Consider the following 17,423-nt stretch of genomic DNA (forward strand, 5'->3'; position numbering starts at 1 on the left):
GCCTACAGCACCCCCGCGTCCTGAGCCGTCCACACCGACGGGAAGATCGGGCGGAAGCCCAGTTCGTGGCGGATGCGGCCCGTCGACAGCACCCCGTGCCACGGGTCCGCGGTCTCCTTCTCGTACACCTCCGGAGGCACCGGGACCCCGGCCAGCTGGAAGATGTCGACCGTGGTCACCGGGGCGTCGTCGGCGATGTTGTAGACGCCGGACGCGCCGGACGCGTACAGCAGGCGCCGCAGGGCCTGCGCCACGTCGGCGTGGTGCCCCATGTGGAGGCGCTGCATGGCGGGCCAGGCCGGCGCCCACTCCAGCACGTTGTCCAGATGCGGGTCCCCGTCGCCGTACACGAACGGCAGCCGTCCGATCCGCAGGTCGTCGAGCCCGTCCAGGTCACGAAGGGCGCGCTCGGCCTCCCACTTGGACTGGGGGTAGGCGCCCCACAGGTGGCCGCCCGCCCGCGTCTCGTCGTCCTCGACCAGCGGCCGCCCGCGACCCGCCCCGTACACGAGCCCCGTGCTGACCTGCACGAACCTCCGCACGCCCGAGGCCACCGCGGCCCGCCCCAGTTCGATCGCGGCGTCCCGGTTGACCGCCTGCGCCTCCTCGTCCGGCACACCGCGGAAGGCCGCCGCGACGTTCACCACGGCGTCCGCCCCGGCCGTCGCCTTGCCCAGCACCTCCACGTCCCGCAGGTCGCCGACGACGACCTCCGCGCCAAGCTCCGCGAACCGCTCGCCGCGCGCCGCGTCCCGTACGAGCACCCGTACCCGGTCCCCCTGCGGCGCGCCCTTCAGCAGTCGCGGCACGAAGCGCCGCCCGACCTGCCCCGTCGCACCCGTCACCAATGTCAGCATGGCCGCCTCCTCGATCGATTGCGATGTCGTAGCCATGCCTGAAGCCTGTGGCAGCGGCCGCCGCGGCGGGAGAGACGCGCTTGTCCAGGGACCGGCACTCCCTGGCTGCGCACTGGATCCGCCCGGCGACCCGAGCGATCCTGGAGAGGTGAACCGACCCGAACTCGCCGACTTCCTGCGCCGCTGCCGCGCCCGCCTCAATCCGTCCGACGTCGGCATGGCCGCGGGCCCCCGGCGCCGCACTCCGGGCCTGCGCCGCGAGGAGGTGGCGCAGCTCGCCGGGATGTCCACGGACTACTACACGCGGCTGGAACAGCGCAGGGGCTCGCATCCGTCGCGGCAGATGCTCACCGCGCTGGCCCGCGCGCTGCGGCTCACCGACACCGAACGCGACCACCTGTTCCACCTGGCGGGCGAGGAGCCGCCGCGGCCGGGCGGTTCCTCCGGCCATGTGCGGCCTGGGCTGCTGCTGATCCTGGACCGGCTGCACGATCTGCCGGCGAGCGTGATGAGCGACTGGGGCGAGATGCTCGCACAGAACACGATGTCGGTGGCGCTGACCGGCGAACACACCGGTACCAATCTGGTCCGCCGCTGGTTCACCGACCCGGCGGGCCGCACCCTGGCCCCGCCCGAGAAGCACGAGGCCCACAGCCGGGCCCACGTGGCGAGCCTGCGGGCGGTCAGCGCGGCCCGCCCCGACGATCCGGGGCCCACCGCGCTCGTGGCCGAACTCCGGGCCGCGTCAAGGGAGTTCGACGAGCTGTGGGCCTCGCACGAAGTGGTGGTGCGCCGCCCGTCGCCGAAGCGGTTCCTGCACCCCGTGGTCGGCGCCCTCGACCTGGACTGCGAGGTCCTGGTCGGCGACGGGCACAGCCAGCAGCTCGTCGTGCACTCGGCGCGGCCGGGCACGGAAACGTACGAACGCCTGGAACTGCTGCGGGTGATAGGCCTCCAGGACCTGACGCCGAGCGGCGACACCCAGGCCTGGAACGAGAACTAGAACCCGAGCTTGCGCAGCTGCCGCGGGTCCCGCTGCCAGTCCTTGGCGACCTTGACGTGCAGGTCCAGGTAGACGGGCGTACCGAGGAGCGCCTCGATCTGCTTGCGGGACTTGATGCCGACGTCCTTGAGCCGCTTGCCCTTCGGGCCGATGATGATGCCCTTCTGGCTGGGCCGCTCGATGTAGACGAACGCGTGGATGTCGAGGAGCGGCTTGTCGGCGGGCCGGTCCTCGCGCGGCAGCATCTCCTCCACCACGACGGCGATGGAGTGCGGCAGCTCGTCCCGCACGCCCTCCAGCGCGGCCTCGCGGATCAGCTCCGCGACCATGACCTGCTCGGGCTCGTCCGTGAGGTCGCCCTCGGGGTAGAGCTGCGGCCCTTCCGGCAGCATCGGGATCAGCAGGTCGGCGAGCAGGCCGATCTGCTCGTCACCCACCGCCGACACCGGCACGATCTCCGCCCACTCGATGCCCAGCTCCCTGCCGAGCTGGTCGATGGCGATGAGCTGCTCGGCGAGGGTCTTGCTGTCGACGAGGTCCGTCTTGGTGACGATGGCCACCTTCGGCGTCTTCTTGATCGACGCGAGTTCCTTGGCGATGAACTTGTCACCGGGGCCGAGCTTCTGGTCGGCGGGCAAGCAGAAGCCGATCACGTCGACCTCGGCCCATGTGGTGCGCACCACATCGTTGAGGCGCTCGCCCAGCAACGTACGCGGCTTGTGCAGGCCGGGGGTGTCCACCAGGATCAGCTGCGCGTCCTCGCGGTGCACGATGCCGCGCACCGTGTGCCGCGTGGTCTGCGGCTGGTCGGCGGTGATGGCCACCTTCTTGCCGACCAGAGCGTTCGTGAGGGTGGACTTGCCCGCGTTGGGGCGGCCGACGAAGCAGGCGAAGCCGGCGCGGTGCGCGGGCTCCGGGGAATTCGACGACTGGGACTGCTTGGTACGAGCGCTCATGGCGCCCATTGTCCCCGATGGCGGGGGTGCCGCAGCACAGTGAGGCCCCGGTAACCACCCGGCAACAAGAAACACGGCGGAAACCCGTCCGTGCGGTTCCGGAAACGCGGACCCGTGACGCTGATCCGCATGCCTGCCACGACCGTGCCCCTCGCCGCCCCGGCGCTCGACACCGGCGACACCGCCTGGCTGCTCGCCGCCACCGCCCTGGTGCTGCTCATGACGCCTGGACTCGCCCTCTTCTACGGCGGCATGGTCCGCACGAAGAGCGTCCTCAACATGCTGATGATGAGCTTTGTGTCGATCGCCCTCGTGACGGTGGTCTGGCTGGTCGCGGGTTACTCGCTCGCCTTCGGCGACGACGCGGGCGCAGGACTGATCGGTGGCCTGGAGCACGCGGGCATGGCCGGCATCGGCCCATCCGACGTCACCGGCACGGTGCCCACCTTCCTCTTCACGACCTTCCAGCTGACCTTCGCGATCCTCACCGCCGCGCTGATCAGCGGGGCGGTCGCGGACCGTACGAAATTCGGGGCGTGGCTGGTCTTCGTACCCGTCTGGGCACTGCTCGTATACGTTCCCGTGGCGCACTGGGTGTGGGGCCCGGGAGGCTGGATCAGTACGCATCTCGGCGCGCTCGACTTCGCGGGGGGTCTGGTCGTCGAAATCGCGTCGGGAGCGTCCGGTCTGGCCCTCTGTCTGGTCCTCGGCCCGCGCATCGGCTTCAAGAAGGACGCGATGCGCCCGCACAACCTGCCGATGGTGGTCATGGGCGCGGGCCTGCTGTGGTTCGGCTGGCTTGGCTTCAACGGCGGCTCGGCGCTCGGCGCGAACGGCATCGCCGCGGCCTCCATGTTCAACACCCTGATCGCGGGCTGCACGGGCCTGCTGGGCTGGCTGTTCGTGGAGCAGCGGCGGGACGGGCACCCGACGACGTTCGGCGCGGCCTCGGGCGCGGTGGCCGGTCTGGTCGCCATCACCCCGGCCTGCGGGGTCGTCGGCGTGCCGGGCGCGGCCGTCGTCGGGCTCGTGGCGGGTGTCGTCTGCTCGTACGCGGTCGCCTGGAAGCTGCGCTTCCACTACGACGACTCCCTCGACGTCGTCGGCGTGCACTTCATCGGCGGCGTCGTGGGCACGGTCCTCATCGGCCTGTTCGCGACGTCCGCGATGACCGGGTCCCCGGTGAAGGTGGGCCTCTTCTACGGCGGTGGGCTCGGCCAGCTCGGCAAGCAGCTGCTCGCGGTGCTTGTGGTCGCGGCCTACACCTTCCTCGTCACGTACGGGGTCGCGAAGGCCATCGACAAGCTGATGGGCTTCCGGGCCGCGGCCGAGGAGGAGCTGACCGGGCTCGACCAGACGGCGCACGCGGAGAGTGCGTACGATCACGGCGTCCTGAGTGCCGCCCCCGTCGCCCGAAAGGTCGCGCCATGAAGTTGATCACCGCGGTCGTGAAGCCCTTCCGCCTCGACGAGGTCAAGACCGCGTTGCAGGAACTGGGTGTGGACGGGCTGACCGTCACGGAGGCGAGTGGCTACGGCCGCCAGCGCGGCCACACCGAGGTGTACCGGGGCGCCGAGTACCAGGTCGACCTGGTACCGAAGGTGCGCATCGAGGTCGTCGTCGAGGACGCGGACCTCGACCCCGCGATGGACGCGATCGTCCGCGCGGCCCACACCGGCAAAATCGGCGACGGAAAGGTATGGGCGACCCCGGTCGACACAATCATCCGCGTCCGCACGGGCGAACGGGGCCCATCCGCGATCTGACCGGTTTAAGCCCCCCCCTGTAAGCCCCGCCGGCGATTGAGGCGCGGGGTCCGGGGCAGAGCCCCGATCTTTTGAGCCCCGCTCCGGTACGAGAGCCGACGGGTGGGCAGAGCCCCGGGACCGTAACACCGGCCCCCGGCCACCCGCGGCGCTCACACTGCCACCGTCTCCACCACCACACCGTCCCGCCCGGCCAAGAACACCGGCGTACCGGCCCCACCCAGATCACGTACGGCCGCAAGGTCCTCCCCCGGCAGCGCGTCCACCGCGGAGACGACCGCCGCCGCCTCCAGGGACTGCGCCCCGGACGCCACCGCCATCGCGACAGCCGTCTGCAACGCGCTCAGCTTCAGGGAATCGAGGGCGACGGTACCCGCGACGTACGTGCGCCCCGTCTCGTCCCGCACGGCCGCCCCCTCGGGCACACCGTTGCGGGCCCGCGTGGAGCGGGCCAGGGTGACGATCTTGCGGTCCTCGGGGCCGAGGTCGGTGCTCTCAGTCATGGGGTGAGCATATGGAACGCGCTCGGGTTCACCCTGCGACGGGGTGCATGGAGCCCCGCCGCCCCTCGGGCGAGGCCAGCCACTCCAGCTTCGTGACGGTGTCGGCCTCGGGCAGCGGAGTGTGCAGCACGATGGTGAGGTCCGGCCTGGCCGGGATCTTCATCGCGGTCGACTCCATGACGAGCAGACCGACGGCCGGATGGTCCAGTTCCTTGCGCACCGTTCCCGGCACCTCGATGTCCCGGCGCGCCCACAGCTCCTCGAACTCGGGGCTCGCCGCCTTCACCTGCGCGAGCACCTCCTGGAACCCCTCGTCGTCGGGGCACTCCGAGCAGGCGGCACGGAACTGGGCGACCACGGTCGCCGCGTTCCGACCCCAACTGTTGCTGCGCGCACGGTAGATGGGGTCCGTGAAGAAGTCGACGACACAGTTCCGGGTGCGCTCCGGGCCCATCCCGAAGACGAGCGCGGCGGCGTCATTGGACTTCACGTAGTTGTAGTAGCCGTCCATGATGTGCGCCGGATACGGCATCCAGGCGTCGATGAGCCGCGCGAGCTCGTCGCACATCCGCCGGTCGGCGTCCGCGACCTCGTACGCGGGCGGATTGAGCCCCGCGAGCACATACAGATGGCGCCGCTCCGCGCTGCTCATCCGCAGCACCCGCGCGACCGCGTCGAGCACCTGCGGCGACACCGAGATGTCCCGCCCCTGCTCCAGCCACTGGTACCAGGAGGCGCCCACCCCGGCGAGCACCGCGACCTCCTCGCGGCGCAGCCCCGGCGTACGCCGCCGGGCGCCGCCGTCCGGGAGGCCCGCCTCGGTCGGCGTGACCCGCGCCCGCCGGCTCATCAGAAACTCCCGCAACTCACCGAGCCGGTGCTTCTTCAGCGCTGCGCTCTCGGCCACGTACGACTCCCCCGGTTGTCTGGTGGTGCGACCACCAGCATAAGTTCCCACTCTCCACGGTTATTCCGGTCGTACGAGGCTGTCGGCCATGGCGATCGACACCTCAACCCCGACAGCCCCGACGGCCACCACCCAGGCCCAACTCCCCACCGCGCCCCGCATGTCGGGCCGCGACAAGCTCGTCCTGTTCGTCCTGTGCGCCGCCCAGTTCATGGTGGCGCTCGACTTCTCCGTGCTGAACGTCGCGCTGCCGGTGCTCGGTCCCGACCTCGGCATGGGCCGGTCCGCGCTCCAGTGGGCGGTCACCGCCTTCGCCCTGCCGTCCGGTGGCTTCCTGCTCCTGTTCGGCCGGGTCGGCGACCTGTTCGGGCGGCGCCGGATGTTCCTCGGCGGCCTCACCCTGTTCGCGCTGGCGTCGCTGCTCGCGACCTTCGCCTGGGACCCGGCGTCGTTCCTGACGGGGCGCGCGCTCCAGGGGATCGGCGCGGCGGCCGTCGTGCCGACCGGCATGGCCCTGCTGACGACGACGTTCCCCGAAGGGCCGCTGCGGGCCCGCGCCCTCGGCGTCTTCGGCACGCTGCTCTCGCTCGGCTTCACCACGGGCATGGTGCTCGGCGGCATCCTCACCGAGTCGCTCGGCTGGCGCTCCACGATGGGCCTGCTGACCGTGTTCGCGGTGATCGTGCTGCCGCTGGCGCCGCGCCTGCTGCCCGAGTCCCGCACCCCGAACCGGCCGCGCCTGGACGTGCCCGGCGCGATCACCGTCACCGGCGGCCTGCTGTCCCTGATCTACGCCCTGTCCACGGCGGCCGAACACGGCTTCGGCGGCATCGACGTGATCGTCACGCTCATCGCGGGTCCCGCCCTGCTCGCGGCCTTCGTCGTGATCGAGTCCCGCACGGCCGAGCCGCTCCTGTCGCTGCCGCTGCTGCGCCGCTCCACAGTCGCCTGGGGCAACGTCGGTGGCCTGATCACCTTCTCGATGATGACGACGGTCGTCTTCGTCCTGACCCTCTACCTTCAGGAGGTCCTCCACCTGTCGGCCCTGGCGACGGGTCTCGCGTTCGGCTTCCAGGGCGCGGTCGCCGCGGTGACCGGCACCCTCGTCCCCCGGCTGATCTCCCGCGTCGGCGCGCACCGCACGCTGGTCGCCGCGCTGGCCTGGCAGGGCGCGCTCACGGTCCCGCTCGTCCTGCTCGGCACGAGCGGCGCCTGGGTGTGGCTCGCGGTGATCGCCAACGCCCTCGTCGTCATCGGCCACATGGCCGCGATCATCGCGTACGGGGCGACGGCGACGGCGGGCGTCACGGACGCGGAGCAGGGCCTGGCCACGGGCCTGGTCACCTCGTCCCAGCAGCTCGGCCTCACGATCGGCATCCCGCTGATCGGCGTCCTCGCGACGACGGCTCCGCAGCTGCTGACCGGGGCGCGGACGGCGTTCGCCGTGGACGCGGCCATCGTCCTGGTCGCGGCCGTCCTGGTGGGCCTCGGCCTGCGGACGAAGCGGGCCTGAGGCGGCCTAGGGCCCTATGGCCGGTCGAGCCGGAGCCGCTCCGCCTTCGGGAGGCCCGCCACCACCAGGTCGTACGAGTCCTCGACGAGCTCCCGGACGACACGGTCCGGGAGCTCTTCGGGCCGGTCGACGGTCACCGTGTTCCAGTGCCGCTTGTTCATGTGCCAGCCCGGCACGACGACACCCTCGTACTCGCCGCGCAGCCGCAGCGCGTCGTCGGGATCGCACTTGAGGTTGACGGTCAACGGCCGTGCGTCCAGGGACGTGAGGGCGAACATCTTCCCCAGCACCTTGAAGACCGAGATCTCCGGACTGAACGGAAAGTCCTCCACCGCCGCGTTGAACGACAGACAGAAGGCCCGCAACTCCTGAGGCGTCACCCGGTGCTCTCCTTCTGGCCTCCGACCGGCTCCGAGAGCACGGTCACGATCTTGTTCCGGCGGCCCGCGGGGGCCTCGGCGGTCAGCCGCAGCTCCCGCCCGTCGGGCAGGGTGACCAGCGACGAGGCACCCGCGATCGGCACCCGGCCGAGGGCCTTGGCCAGCAGCCCGCCCACCGTCTCCACATCCTCGTCGTCGAACTCCTCGATGCCGTACAGCTCACCGAGGTCGCCGATGTCGAGCCGGGACGTCACCCGGAACCGCTCGTCGCCGAGTTCCTCAACGTTCGACACCTCACGGTCGTACTCGTCGGTGATCTCTCCGACGATCTCCTCGAGGATGTCCTCGATGGTCACGATGCCCGCCGTGCCGCCGTACTCGTCGATCACGACGGCGACGTGCGTGCGCAGCTGCTGCATCTCGCGCAGCAGATCGCCCGCATTCTTGGTGTCCGGCACGAACGTCGCGGACCGCATCGCGGTGGACACCAACTCGGCCTCGGCGTCCCGGTTGATGTGCGTCTTGCGCGCGAGGTCCTTCAGATACACCACACCCACGACGTCGTCCTCGCTCTCCCCGACCACGGGAATCCGCGAGAACCCGGACCGCAGGGCGAGGGTGAGCGCCTGCCGGATCGTCTTGTGCCGCTCGATGACGACGAGGTCGGTGCGCGGCACCATCACCTCCCGCACGAGGGTGTCGCCCAGCTCGAAGACGGAGTGCACCATGCGGCGCTCCTCGTCCTCGATGAGGGACTCCTTCTCGGCGAGGTCGACAAGCGCCCGCAGCTCGGCCTCGGAGGCGAACGGGCCGCGCCGGAAACCCTTGCCGGGCGTCAGCGCGTTACCGATCAGGATCAGCAGCGGCGGGATCGGCCCCATGATCCTGGCGAGCGGCAGCAGCACGTACGCCGCCGCGGTGGCAGTGTTCAGCGGATGCTGCCGCCCGATGGTCCGCGGGGACACGCCCACGGCCACGTACGACAGCAGCACCATCACGCCGATGGCGACGAGCAGCGCCTGCCAGGTCTCCCGGAACTGCTCCAGGCACGCGTACGTGACGAGCGCGGCGGCGGCCATCTCGCACGCCACACGCACCAGGAGCGCGACATTCAGATAGCGCGTCGGGTCGGCGGCGACCTGGGAGAGCTTGGCACTGCCACGCCGCCCCGACCGCACGGCCTCCTCGGCGCGGAAGCTCGACACCCGCGCGAGGCCGGCCTCGGCGCAGGCGGCGAGCCAGGCGATCACGACCAGCGCGACGGCCCCGGCGATCAGCGAAAAGCTCATGACACGGTCGGCGCCGGCGAGGGCCCCGTCATCCCCTTCTCCGCCCGCCAGCCGTCCACGATGCCCGCCTGAAGACCGAACATCTCGGCCTTCTCGTCGGCCTCCTCGTGGTCGTACCCGAGCAGGTGCAGCACCCCGTGCACGGTGAGGAGCTGGAGCTCCTCGTTCATGGAGTGCTGCGTGGGCGCGTCCTCACCCTGCTGCTTGGCGACCTCGGGGCACAGCACGATGTCGCCGAGCAGGCCCTGCGGGGCCTCGTCCTCGTCCTTCATCGGCGGCCGCAGCTCGTCCATCGGGAACGACATCACGTCCGTCGGCCCCGGCAGGTCCATCCACTGCACGTGCAACTGCTCCATGGCGTCGCCGTCGACGACGATCACCGAGAGCTCCGACAGCGGGTGGATGCGCATCCGCGCGAGCGCGTAGCGGGCGATGTCGAGGATCGCCTGCTCATCGACCTCGGTTCCGGACTCGTTGTTGACGTCGATCGACATGGCGCTGTTGGACTACTTTCCTTGGTTTGCCCTGGGACGGCCCTTGCGGGTGCCGTTCTCCGTACCGTGCTCGGTGTCGTACTTCTCGTACGCGTCGACGATACGGCCGACGAGCTTGTGCCTGACGACATCCTGCGAGCTGAGCCGCGAGAAGTGCACGTCGTCGAGGCCCTCCAGGATGTCCTGCACCTGCCTCAGCCCGCTCTTCGTGCCACCCGGCAGGTCGACCTGCGTCACGTCACCGGTGATCACGATCTTCGAGTCGAAGCCGAGACGGGTGAGGAACATCTTCATCTGCTCGGGCGTCGTGTTCTGCGCCTCGTCGAGAATGATGAACGCCGAATTGATCGTCCTTCCGCGCATATACGCCAGCGGCGCCACCTCGATCGTCCCCGCCGCCATGAGCCGGGGGATGGAATCCGGATCGAGCATGTCGTGCAGTGCGTCGTACAGCGGCCGCAGATACGGGTCGATCTTCTCGTACAGCGTTCCCGGCAGGAATCCGAGCCGCTCGCCCGCCTCCACCGCCGGCCGGGTCAGGATGATCCGGTCGACCTGCTTGGCCTGCAGGGCCTGGACCGCCTTGGCCATCGCCAGGTACGTCTTGCCGGTGCCGGCGGGGCCGATGCCGAAGACGATCGTGTGCTTGTCGATCGCGTCGACGTAGCGCTTCTGGTTCAGGGTCTTGGGGCGGATCGTGCGGCCCCGCGAGGACAGGATGTTCTGCGTGAGCACCTCGGCCGGGGTCTCCTGGCCGTCGCCCTCGCCGTTCTGCGTCGCCTTCAGCATGGCGATGGAGCGCTCCACGGCGTCCTCTGTCATCGGTGCCCCCGTCCTCACTACCAGCATCATCTCGTCGAACAGGCGCTGGACGAGGGCGACTTCCCCCGGCTCTCCGGTCGCGCTGATCTCATTGCCCCGGACGTGGATGTCGGCCTCCGGGAAGGCCTTCTCAATCACTCGCAACAGCGCGTCCCCCGAGCCGAGGACCTCGACCATGGGGTGCTTCGGCGGAACGGTGAACTGTGCGCGGGCGCTGGATGGTGTCTGCGTCATGAGCCGGGCCGGTGGCCCTCGAGTCCTCCCCGTACGGGACTTTCTCTGCGGTGTGTTCTGCGGTGTTGCCCTGCACCGCCAAGGGTACGGCGCGGGTACGACAACGCCGAGTGGGTTACGGATACGGCTGTCGGGCGTCGAGCCGGATGTAGCGGCGGGTGCCACGCGGGCGGAAGCCGACACGCTCGTTCGGCAGCCTCATATGCGGGCTGCAGGATTTCTCACCTCAAAGGCGGTCGAGAAGGTCGGAAGTACGTGCCTGGCGCGACACCGGTTTCGCGTCGGAAGGCTGCGACGAACGCGCTCACGGTCTCGTAGCCGACTGCCCGCGAAACCCGGCTCAGTGGTTCGCCGGCGGCCAGAGCAGGCAGCGCCGCTTGGAGGCGGACGAGCGTACGCCACCGGCCGAAGGGCATGCCGGTGCCAGACAGAAAGAGCCGGGCGAGGGTACGTCCTGAGGCGCCGACCCGGCGACCCCACGCATCCAGCGAATACTGGCAGGCAGGATCGTTCAGGAGCGCCCGCGCGACTTCGCAGGCGCGGGGGTCGGTGGGCAGCGGAGTATCGAGCGTGGTGACCGTCACCGGCTCCAGCAGATCCAGGACCAGGGGTTCTCCGCGGGCCCGTCGGTCGGTGCCCAGAGCTGGGTCGGCCAGGTAGCGGATGAGTTCGGCGAGCAGTGGGGAGACCACGATCGGCTGTAGCCCGGTCCATGATGACGTCGTCTCCGGCACCGTGGACAGGTAGAGCGACATCATGGTGCTGTGGCTCGCCGAGGTCACCTCGTGTGGCACCCCGGCTGGGACCCACAGGGCCCGAGTGCTCGGCAACACCCAGGTCCGGGTGTCGGCGGCGACGGTGAGTGTGCCGCTGGAAGCCCATGCCAGCTGGTGCGTCTGGTGGGTGTGCCGCTGGAACTGCGTGCCCGGCGGCATGGAGTGCGACCGGATGACGAGTGCGCCGCCCTGTCTGTTTCTCGACATCAGGTGGCAGCGTACGGCCTTTGAGACACTGCGGCAGATCTCTAGCGTCGACGGCATGAACAACAACCACGCTGAGTTGTGCGCGAGCCCGCAGTGGGCCGCCCATCTCCACGACGACGTTCTGCCGATCGCTGTTGCCCGGGCCGAGTTGGGGAAGGAGCTGCTGGAGGTCGGGCCCGGGCCAGGTGCCGCGACGGAGTGGCTGCGCACCAGGGTCGATCGCCTGGTGGCCGTCGAGGTCGAGCCGGAGGCGGCCGCACGCCTGGCCGCCCGCTATGCCGGGACGAATGTCGAGGCCCACCACGGAAGCGGGACGGCGCTGGACTTTGCCGACAACTCCTTTGACTCCGCAGCGTCGTTCACGATGCTGCACCACGTGCCGACGGCGGAGCTCCAGAACCGGGTGCTGGCGGAGATCCTGCGTGTCCTGCGACCAGGTGGTGTTCTCGTCGGCGCCGACAGCCTGCCGAGCCATTCGTTGCACGAGTTCCACGAGGGCGACGTCTACAACCCGGTGGAACCCGCAGCCTTCCTTGTGCGCTTGCAGACGCTCGGCTACGTCGACATCACCATCGGCGTGGGGGACCGACTGACATTCTCGGCACACAAGCCTGTCGCGACCGGGCCATGAAAATGAACCGGGCCGCTGCCGGGCGGCTGCTGACGCTCACTCCGGCCCGCCGCCATCCTCCTCGTCCAACTCCGATAGGGCCGGGTCGCGCAGCGAGCGCATGGCGCCAGCGGCTGAGGTGGAGGCGGTGATGCTATAGCGGCTGCGGGGAGTCGCGCGGGGCGCCGGGGACGACCATCTGCCCGATATCCGCGACCTGGTAGTTGACCGTGTTGAGCCAGGTGATGCATCGCCGTGCGCTTCGGCCCCAAGCGGGATCTCCTCGGCCGGGCGCATCCCGGGAGGCCCAAGCCCCCGGAGGGGGCGGGTGGGTGGGAGACGGGCGCGGGCACCCGGGCAGAGCAGACGGGCCGCACCGGGCAGAGGGGACAGGCGGCGGGTGTCGGCTGTGCGGCAGGCCGAAGCCGACCGTTGGCACGGCTTACGCCGACCGGCCGAAGCCGATCGTCCGCGCCGGCCACGCCCCCTACACCGACCGGCCGAAGCCGATCGTGGGGACTGCGCGGCGTAGGGGCCAGGCGCGGGATGTGTCGGGGAGGAGGGGGGACAGGAAGGCGTAGCGGTCCAGGGCGCAGCGGTTCTGGTGGTCGTTGGAGCGGACCTCTTTCCACCAGACCGCGATCTCCGACCAGCCCGGCGCCGACAGGGAGCCGCCGAACTCCTGGACCGAGAGGGCCGCGGTGAGGCCGGCGAAGGCGATGCGGTCGGCGAGCGGCCAGCCGGCCAGGGTTCCGGTGACGAAGCCGGCGACGAAGACGTCCCCGGCCCCGGTCGGGTCGAGGGCCTCGACCTCGATGGCGGGGACGGAGGCCGTTTCGCCGGTCCGGCCGTCCACCGCGTACGCGCCCTCCGCACCGAGGGTGACCACGGCGACCGGGACGTGTTCGGTGAGCGCGTGCGCGGCGGCCCGCGGACAGGACGTGCGGGTGTAGCGCATCGCCTCCTCGGCGTTCGGCAGGAACGCCTCGCAGTGCCGGAGGCCGGGCAGCGCCGCGAGGTCCCAGCGGCCGGTCTCGTCCCAGCCCACGTCGGCGAAGATCTTCGTGCCGGAGCGCGCGGCCGTCGCGACCCACGGCTCGTCGGCGCCGGGCACGAGTGAGGCAACGGCGGCCCTGGCGTGCGGCGGACAGGCCGGCGCAACAGGAGAGGCGGCCCGAAGGGCCTCGGTTGAGGGTGGTGGCGGGAGACGGGAGGGATCGACGGGCGGCGGCTCGTGCCCGTGGCTGACCATCGTGCGTTCGCCCTCGTACGCCATGGAGACGGTGACGGGCGAGTGCCAGCCCGGGACGGTCCGCGCGTAGCTGAGGTCGATGCCCTCGCCGTGTTCGAGGGCGTCCCAGCAGTACTCGCCGTAGTGGTCGTCGCCGAAGGCCGCGGCGAGCGAGGTGCGCAGGCCGAGCCGGGCGAGCGCCGTCGCCATGTTCGCGATTCCGCCGGGGCTTGACCCCATGCCGCGCGCCCATGACTCCGTTCCCCGCACGGGCGCGCTGTCGAGGCCGGTGAAGATGATGTCGAGGAAGACCGTGCCGGTGAGATACACGTCGTAGGGCGGGTCGGCCGTCGTGCGCAGCGCCGCGAGGGGGTCCGTTCCGGGTCGTGTGGAGGTCACGTCGCGCTCCCTGCAATGGTTGGAATCCGGACAGTGTGCACGACCCGATCCCGTCCCACGGGGGACGACATCAACCTGTCACGAAGCGCCCGTGCCGCCGGGATTACGATCGGCGCATGTCAGAGAGCGTCAACACCGGGCCGCAGCGCGGAGTCCGCGAGGTGAAGTCGGCCGCCCGCACCGTCGACCTGCTCGATGTGCTCGCGGCCCGTGGCGACCGCCCGGCGCGCCTCCAGGAGCTCGCCGAGGAACTCGCGGTGCCGCGCAGCTCCATGTACGCGCTGTTGCAGACGCTCATCGCGCGCGGCTGGGTGCGCACGGACGTGACGGGTTCGCTGTACGGCATCGGCATCCGCGCCCTGCTGACGGGCACCAGCTACCTGGACACGGACCCGTACGTACGCTCCGTACGCCCGTTCCTCGACGAGGCGTCGGACGCGCTCGGCGAGACGATCCACCTGGGGCGCCTCGACGGCTTCGACGTGGCGTATCTGGCGACCCGCGAGTCGCACGAATATCTGCGGACGATCACCCGCGTGGGCCGCAGGCTGCCCGCGCACATCGGCGCGCTGGGCAAGGCGCTGCTCGCCGAGCGCCCGGACGACGAGCTGCCGCCGGGCCCGTACGAGCAGTCCACCAGGCGTACGCACGCCACGCGCGAGGCGCTCGCCACCGACCTCGCCGCGATCCGCGAGCGGGGCCACTCGGTCGACCGCGAGGAGGGTGTCGACGGCATCGTCGGCTTCGGCTTCGCGCTGCGATACCCCGACCGCGCCGCCCCGGCGCACGACGCCATCAGCTGCTCGGTGCCGGTGGCGCGGCTCACGCCGGAGCACGAGGAGCGGATCGTGGCGGTCATGCGCGAGATCCGCGCGAGGATCGAGGCGACGGCCCACCGCGGCACGCCGGGCGTGCCGGACTGGCGGTAACCGCCGCCTCTGATCGACGAGTTGGAGCCTCAGCCCGAGATGTCGTCCAGTTCGTACGCCTCGACCTCGGCGATGTAGCGCGCCCGAAGCGCCTCCTCCTCGTCGCTGCCGTCGAGGAACGACGCCACGAAGGAGTTCCTGGCCAGCTCCCGCACCCGGTCGTGGTCGAGGGCGAGGGCCTCGTGGACGGCGTGGAAGGTGTCGCCCGCGTAGCCGCCGAAGTAGGACGGGTCGTCGGAGTTGACCGTGCACAGCAGGCCCGCGTCCATCATCTTGACCAGCGGGTGGTCCTCCAGCATGTCGATGGCGCGCAGCCGCACGTTCGACAGCGGGCAGAGCGTGAGCGGGATCCGGTCGCGTACGAGGCGGGCGACGAGCTCGGGGTCCTCGATGGAGCGCAGTCCGTGGTCGACGCGCTCGACGCCCAGCAGGTCCAGGGCCTCCCACACGTACGACGGGTCGCCCTCCTCGCCCGCGTGCGCGACCTTGCGCAGGCCGAGCGCGCCGGCGGCCTCGTACACCTCGCGGAACTTGGAGGCGGGGTTGCCGACTTCGGCGGAGTCGAGCCCGACACCGACGATCCTGTCGAGGTACGGCTTCGCGGCCTCCAGGGTCTCCATCGCCGATTCGGCGGACCGGTCGCGCAGGAAGCACATGATGAGCTTCGCCGAGATCCCGTGCCGCTCCTCGCCGCGGGCGAGGGCCCGGTGCAGTCCCTCGACGACGGTGCCCATCGCCACGCCGCGCGCCGCGTGCGCCTGCGGGTCGAAGAAGATCTCGGCGTGCCGCACGCCCTGTTCGGCGGCGCGCGCGAGATAGGCGTCGGCGAGCGCCTCGAAGTCGCCCTCGGTGACGAGGACCGCCATCAGCGAGTAGTAGAGGTCGAGGAAGGACTGCAGGTCGGCGAAGAGGTACGCCTTGCGCAGTTCCTCGGTGTCGGCGTACGGCAGGGTGATGCCGTTGCGGCGGGCGAGTTCGAAGGCGAGCTCGGGTTCGAGGGTGCCTTCGATGTGCAGGTGGAGCTCGGCCTTGGGGATGCGTGCGAGTGGTGCGAGTGACATCCGACCAGCGTACGCAGGGCCAGGCCCCAAGGCTCAGCGGCGCTTCGGTACGGGGACGCGGTCCAGGTCGCGGGCGACCGTCAGCTCTCCGTCGAAACCGGCGGTGCGGGCCTGGCGCGCGAACTCCCCCGGGTCGGTGTAGCGCTGGCTGAAGTGGGTGAGGACGAGGTGCCGTACACCCGCTTCGCGGGCGACGCGGGCGGCCTGCGAGGCGGTCAAGTGCCCGTGATCAGCGGCGAGTTGAGCATCCTCGTCGAGGAAGGTCGACTCGATGACGAGGAGGTCGCAGCCCTCGGCGAGCGCCTCCACGCCCTCACAGAGCCGGGTGTCCATCACGAACGCGACGCGCTGTCCGCACCGCACCTCGCTCACCTCGTCGAGCGTGACGCCCCGCAGGGAGCCCTCCTTGTGCAGCCGTCCGACGTCGGGCCCCTTGATGCCGTGCGCGGCGAGCCGCTCAGGCAGCATGCGGCGCCCGTCGGGCTCGACGAGGCGGTAGCCGTACGACTCGACGGGGTGCGAGAGCCGCCGGGCCTCGAGCCGGTACGCGGCGGTGTCCGCGAGCACCGCCCCCTCACCGCTCACCGGTTCCTCCGCGATGTCGACGGTCTCCCGGTACGCGGTGGAGTACCGCAGCCGGTCGAAGAACCGCTGCCCGGACGCCGGGTAGTGCGCGGTCACCGGGTGCGGTACGCGGTCGAGGTTGATGCGCTGGATGACGCCCGCGAGGCCGAGGGAGTGGTCGCCGTGGAAGTGCGTGACGCAGATCCGGTTGAGGTCGTGCGCGGCCACGCCTGCGCGCAGCATCTGCCGCTGGGTGCCCTCACCGGGGTCGAAGAGGATGCCCTCGCTGTCCCAGCGGAGCAGGTAGCCGTTGTGGTTGCGCTGCCGGGTCGGCACCTGGCTCGCGGTGCCGAGCACGACGAATTCGCGTACGGACACGGGTTAACCGGGGGGCCACTGCAGGCCACGGCCGCCGAGGACGTGGGCGTGCGCGTGGAAGACGGTCTGGCCTGCGCCGCTGCCGGTGTTGAACACGATCCGGTAGCTGTCCAGCTTCTCCTCCTTGGCGACCTCGCCGGCCTCGCGAAGGACGTCGGCGGCGATCTGGGGTTCGGCGGTGGCGAGGGAGGCGGCGTCGGGGTGGTGGACGCGGGGGATGACCAGGATGTGGGTGGGGGCCTGGGGGTTGATGTCCCGGAACGCGACGGTGGACTCCGTCTCGCGGACCAGGGTGGCGGGGACGTCCCCCGCGACAATCTTGCAGAACAGGCAGTCGTCCATGTGGTCCCCTCGGCGGTGGTTTTCGGTATGCCCGCATCGTATCGATCACCCCGACCGGCGTTACGGCCACGGGGCTCCGCCCCGGACCCCGCGCCTCAATCGCCGGCGGGGCTTAAAAAACAACCGCCGGCGGGGCTTGATCTATCAAGCCCCGCCGGCGATTGAGGCGATCTTTCAAGCCCCTGCGGCGATTGAGCAGCGG

At 70.7% G+C, this 17,423-nt stretch carries 19 protein-coding genes; 6 read left to right on the forward strand and 13 right to left on the reverse strand.

The genetic code is table 11. The features are described 5' to 3' along the window. Positions 1–2: 2 nt before the first annotated feature. Positions 3–857, reverse strand: a complete 855-nt coding sequence (locus ACWD2L_RS24235) for an NAD-dependent epimerase/dehydratase family protein (RefSeq protein WP_351342466.1) — start codon at positions 855–857, stop codon at positions 3–5. A 148-nt stretch (positions 858–1,005) separates the two neighbouring features. Here ACWD2L_RS24235 and ACWD2L_RS24240 point away from each other — a divergent pair, with 148 nt between their 5' ends. After that, entirely contained in the window at positions 1,006–1,860 is an 855-nt protein-coding gene (locus tag ACWD2L_RS24240; RefSeq protein ID WP_351342445.1) for a helix-turn-helix transcriptional regulator, read from the forward strand. On the opposite strand, the gene era is transcribed toward ACWD2L_RS24240, so the two are convergent. Further along, positions 1,857–2,825: a GTPase Era gene (gene era, locus ACWD2L_RS24245; protein ID WP_351342443.1), complete on the reverse strand. Its 969-nt coding sequence runs from the start codon at positions 2,823–2,825 to the stop codon at positions 1,857–1,859. The genes ACWD2L_RS24240 and era overlap by 4 nt on opposite strands. A 120-nt stretch (positions 2,826–2,945) precedes the next feature. On the opposite strand from era, the gene ACWD2L_RS24250 reads away from it, so the two are divergent. Next, entirely contained in the window at positions 2,946–4,247 is a 1,302-nt protein-coding gene (locus tag ACWD2L_RS24250) for an ammonium transporter (protein WP_351342441.1), read from the forward strand. Further along, positions 4,244–4,582, forward strand: coding sequence for a P-II family nitrogen regulator (locus tag ACWD2L_RS24255; RefSeq protein ID WP_351342440.1), 339 nt, complete (start codon positions 4,244–4,246; stop codon positions 4,580–4,582). The genes ACWD2L_RS24250 and ACWD2L_RS24255 overlap by 4 nt, the downstream gene beginning before the upstream one ends. A gap of 152 nt (positions 4,583–4,734) precedes the next feature. Here ACWD2L_RS24255 and ACWD2L_RS24260 read toward each other — a convergent pair whose 3' ends face one another. Together ACWD2L_RS24260 and ACWD2L_RS24265 are read right to left on the reverse strand one after the other, a co-directional pair. After that, a complete protein-coding gene (locus ACWD2L_RS24260; RefSeq protein ID WP_351342438.1) occupies positions 4,735–5,085 on the reverse strand; it encodes a cytidine deaminase in 351 nt (116 codons plus the stop codon). 28 nt (positions 5,086–5,113) lie between these two features. Next, positions 5,114–5,935, reverse strand: a complete 822-nt coding sequence (locus tag ACWD2L_RS24265; protein ID WP_351342464.1) for a helix-turn-helix transcriptional regulator — start codon at positions 5,933–5,935, stop codon at positions 5,114–5,116. A gap of 145 nt (positions 5,936–6,080) precedes the next feature. Between ACWD2L_RS24265 and ACWD2L_RS24270 the strand changes: the two genes are divergently transcribed. Further along, a complete protein-coding gene (locus ACWD2L_RS24270) occupies positions 6,081–7,505 on the forward strand; it encodes an MFS transporter (RefSeq protein WP_351342436.1) in 1,425 nt (474 codons plus the stop codon). A gap of 14 nt (positions 7,506–7,519) precedes the next feature. Here the strand turns inward: ACWD2L_RS24270 and ACWD2L_RS24275 are convergent, their stop codons facing one another. The 5 genes from ACWD2L_RS24275 to ACWD2L_RS24295 all read right to left on the reverse strand — a co-directional run bounded on the left by ACWD2L_RS24275 (position 7,520) and on the right by ACWD2L_RS24295 (position 11,707). Then, the gene (locus ACWD2L_RS24275; RefSeq protein ID WP_351342434.1) at positions 7,520–7,885 is read right to left on the reverse strand and encodes an MmcQ/YjbR family DNA-binding protein; all 366 of its coding nucleotides are present in this window, start codon (positions 7,883–7,885) and stop codon (positions 7,520–7,522) included. After that, entirely contained in the window at positions 7,882–9,174 is a 1,293-nt protein-coding gene (locus tag ACWD2L_RS24280; RefSeq protein ID WP_351342432.1) for a hemolysin family protein, read from the reverse strand. Before ACWD2L_RS24280 ends, ACWD2L_RS24275 begins: the two co-directional genes overlap by 4 nt. Next, on the reverse strand, positions 9,171–9,668 hold the full coding sequence (gene ybeY, locus ACWD2L_RS24285) for an rRNA maturation RNase YbeY (protein ID WP_351342430.1): 498 nt from the start codon (positions 9,666–9,668) through the stop codon (positions 9,171–9,173). The genes ACWD2L_RS24280 and ybeY overlap by 4 nt, the downstream gene beginning before the upstream one ends. 12 nt (positions 9,669–9,680) lie before the next feature. Continuing rightward, positions 9,681–10,724: a PhoH family protein gene (locus ACWD2L_RS24290; RefSeq protein ID WP_351342428.1), complete on the reverse strand. Its 1,044-nt coding sequence runs from the start codon at positions 10,722–10,724 to the stop codon at positions 9,681–9,683. 221 nt (positions 10,725–10,945) lie between these two features. Further along, complete coding sequence (locus ACWD2L_RS24295) at positions 10,946–11,707, reverse strand: AraC family transcriptional regulator (RefSeq protein ID WP_351342426.1); 762 nt, start codon at positions 11,705–11,707, stop codon at positions 10,946–10,948. A gap of 55 nt (positions 11,708–11,762) precedes the next feature. Here ACWD2L_RS24295 and ACWD2L_RS24300 point away from each other — a divergent pair, with 55 nt between their 5' ends. Continuing rightward, on the forward strand, positions 11,763–12,338 hold the full coding sequence (locus ACWD2L_RS24300) for a class I SAM-dependent methyltransferase (RefSeq protein ID WP_351342424.1): 576 nt from the start codon (positions 11,763–11,765) through the stop codon (positions 12,336–12,338). A gap of 466 nt (positions 12,339–12,804) precedes the next feature. Here the strand turns inward: ACWD2L_RS24300 and ACWD2L_RS24305 are convergent, their stop codons facing one another. Next, positions 12,805–13,947, reverse strand: a complete 1,143-nt coding sequence (locus tag ACWD2L_RS24305) for a carbohydrate kinase family protein (RefSeq protein WP_351342422.1) — start codon at positions 13,945–13,947, stop codon at positions 12,805–12,807. 116 nt (positions 13,948–14,063) lie between these two features. Here ACWD2L_RS24305 and ACWD2L_RS24310 point away from each other — a divergent pair, with 116 nt between their 5' ends. Continuing rightward, positions 14,064–14,876, forward strand: coding sequence for an IclR family transcriptional regulator (locus ACWD2L_RS24310; protein ID WP_351342420.1), 813 nt, complete (start codon positions 14,064–14,066; stop codon positions 14,874–14,876). A 29-nt stretch (positions 14,877–14,905) separates the two neighbouring features. Here ACWD2L_RS24310 and ACWD2L_RS24315 read toward each other — a convergent pair whose 3' ends face one another. Genes ACWD2L_RS24315 through ACWD2L_RS24325 form a run of 3 tightly spaced genes read right to left on the reverse strand, consistent with a single transcriptional unit; the run spans position 14,906 to position 17,221 of the window. Beyond that, on the reverse strand, positions 14,906–15,937 hold the full coding sequence (locus tag ACWD2L_RS24315) for an adenosine deaminase (protein WP_351342418.1): 1,032 nt from the start codon (positions 15,935–15,937) through the stop codon (positions 14,906–14,908). A 33-nt stretch (positions 15,938–15,970) separates the two neighbouring features. After that, positions 15,971–16,879, reverse strand: a complete 909-nt coding sequence (locus tag ACWD2L_RS24320; RefSeq protein ID WP_351342416.1) for a ribonuclease Z — start codon at positions 16,877–16,879, stop codon at positions 15,971–15,973. A 3-nt stretch (positions 16,880–16,882) separates the two neighbouring features. Further along, complete coding sequence (locus ACWD2L_RS24325; RefSeq protein WP_351342414.1) at positions 16,883–17,221, reverse strand: histidine triad nucleotide-binding protein; 339 nt, start codon at positions 17,219–17,221, stop codon at positions 16,883–16,885. Between the last annotated feature and the right edge of the window lie 202 nt (positions 17,222–17,423).

This window comes from Streptomyces sp. NPDC002754, assembly GCF_053592315.1.

What these genes read in the sequence shown, in the direction of transcription:
- ACWD2L_RS24235 (WP_351342466.1), bottom strand. Translation starts at nt 857, where the DNA reads ATGCTGACATTGGTGACGGGTGCGACGGGGCAGGTCGGGCGGCGCTTC.
- era (WP_351342443.1), bottom strand. Translation starts at nt 2,825, where the DNA reads ATGGGCGCCATGAGCGCTCGTACCAAGCAGTCCCAGTCGTCGAATTCC.
- ACWD2L_RS24250 (WP_351342441.1), top strand. Translation starts at nt 2,946, where the DNA reads ATGCCTGCCACGACCGTGCCCCTCGCCGCCCCGGCGCTCGACACCGGC.
- ACWD2L_RS24255 (WP_351342440.1), top strand. Translation starts at nt 4,244, where the DNA reads ATGAAGTTGATCACCGCGGTCGTGAAGCCCTTCCGCCTCGACGAGGTC.
- ACWD2L_RS24260 (WP_351342438.1), bottom strand. Translation starts at nt 5,085, where the DNA reads ATGACTGAGAGCACCGACCTCGGCCCCGAGGACCGCAAGATCGTCACC.
- ACWD2L_RS24265 (WP_351342464.1), bottom strand. Translation starts at nt 5,935, where the DNA reads ATGAGCCGGCGGGCGCGGGTCACGCCGACCGAGGCGGGCCTCCCGGAC.
- ACWD2L_RS24270 (WP_351342436.1), top strand. Translation starts at nt 6,081, where the DNA reads ATGGCGATCGACACCTCAACCCCGACAGCCCCGACGGCCACCACCCAG.
- ACWD2L_RS24280 (WP_351342432.1), bottom strand. Translation starts at nt 9,174, where the DNA reads ATGAGCTTTTCGCTGATCGCCGGGGCCGTCGCGCTGGTCGTGATCGCC.
- ybeY (WP_351342430.1), bottom strand. Translation starts at nt 9,668, where the DNA reads ATGTCGATCGACGTCAACAACGAGTCCGGAACCGAGGTCGATGAGCAG.
- ACWD2L_RS24290 (WP_351342428.1), bottom strand. Translation starts at nt 10,724, where the DNA reads ATGACGCAGACACCATCCAGCGCCCGCGCACAGTTCACCGTTCCGCCG.
- ACWD2L_RS24295 (WP_351342426.1), bottom strand. Translation starts at nt 11,707, where the DNA reads ATGTCGAGAAACAGACAGGGCGGCGCACTCGTCATCCGGTCGCACTCC.
- ACWD2L_RS24300 (WP_351342424.1), top strand. Translation starts at nt 11,763, where the DNA reads ATGAACAACAACCACGCTGAGTTGTGCGCGAGCCCGCAGTGGGCCGCC.
- ACWD2L_RS24310 (WP_351342420.1), top strand. Translation starts at nt 14,064, where the DNA reads ATGTCAGAGAGCGTCAACACCGGGCCGCAGCGCGGAGTCCGCGAGGTG.
- ACWD2L_RS24315 (WP_351342418.1), bottom strand. Translation starts at nt 15,937, where the DNA reads ATGTCACTCGCACCACTCGCACGCATCCCCAAGGCCGAGCTCCACCTG.
- ACWD2L_RS24325 (WP_351342414.1), bottom strand. Translation starts at nt 17,221, where the DNA reads ATGGACGACTGCCTGTTCTGCAAGATTGTCGCGGGGGACGTCCCCGCC.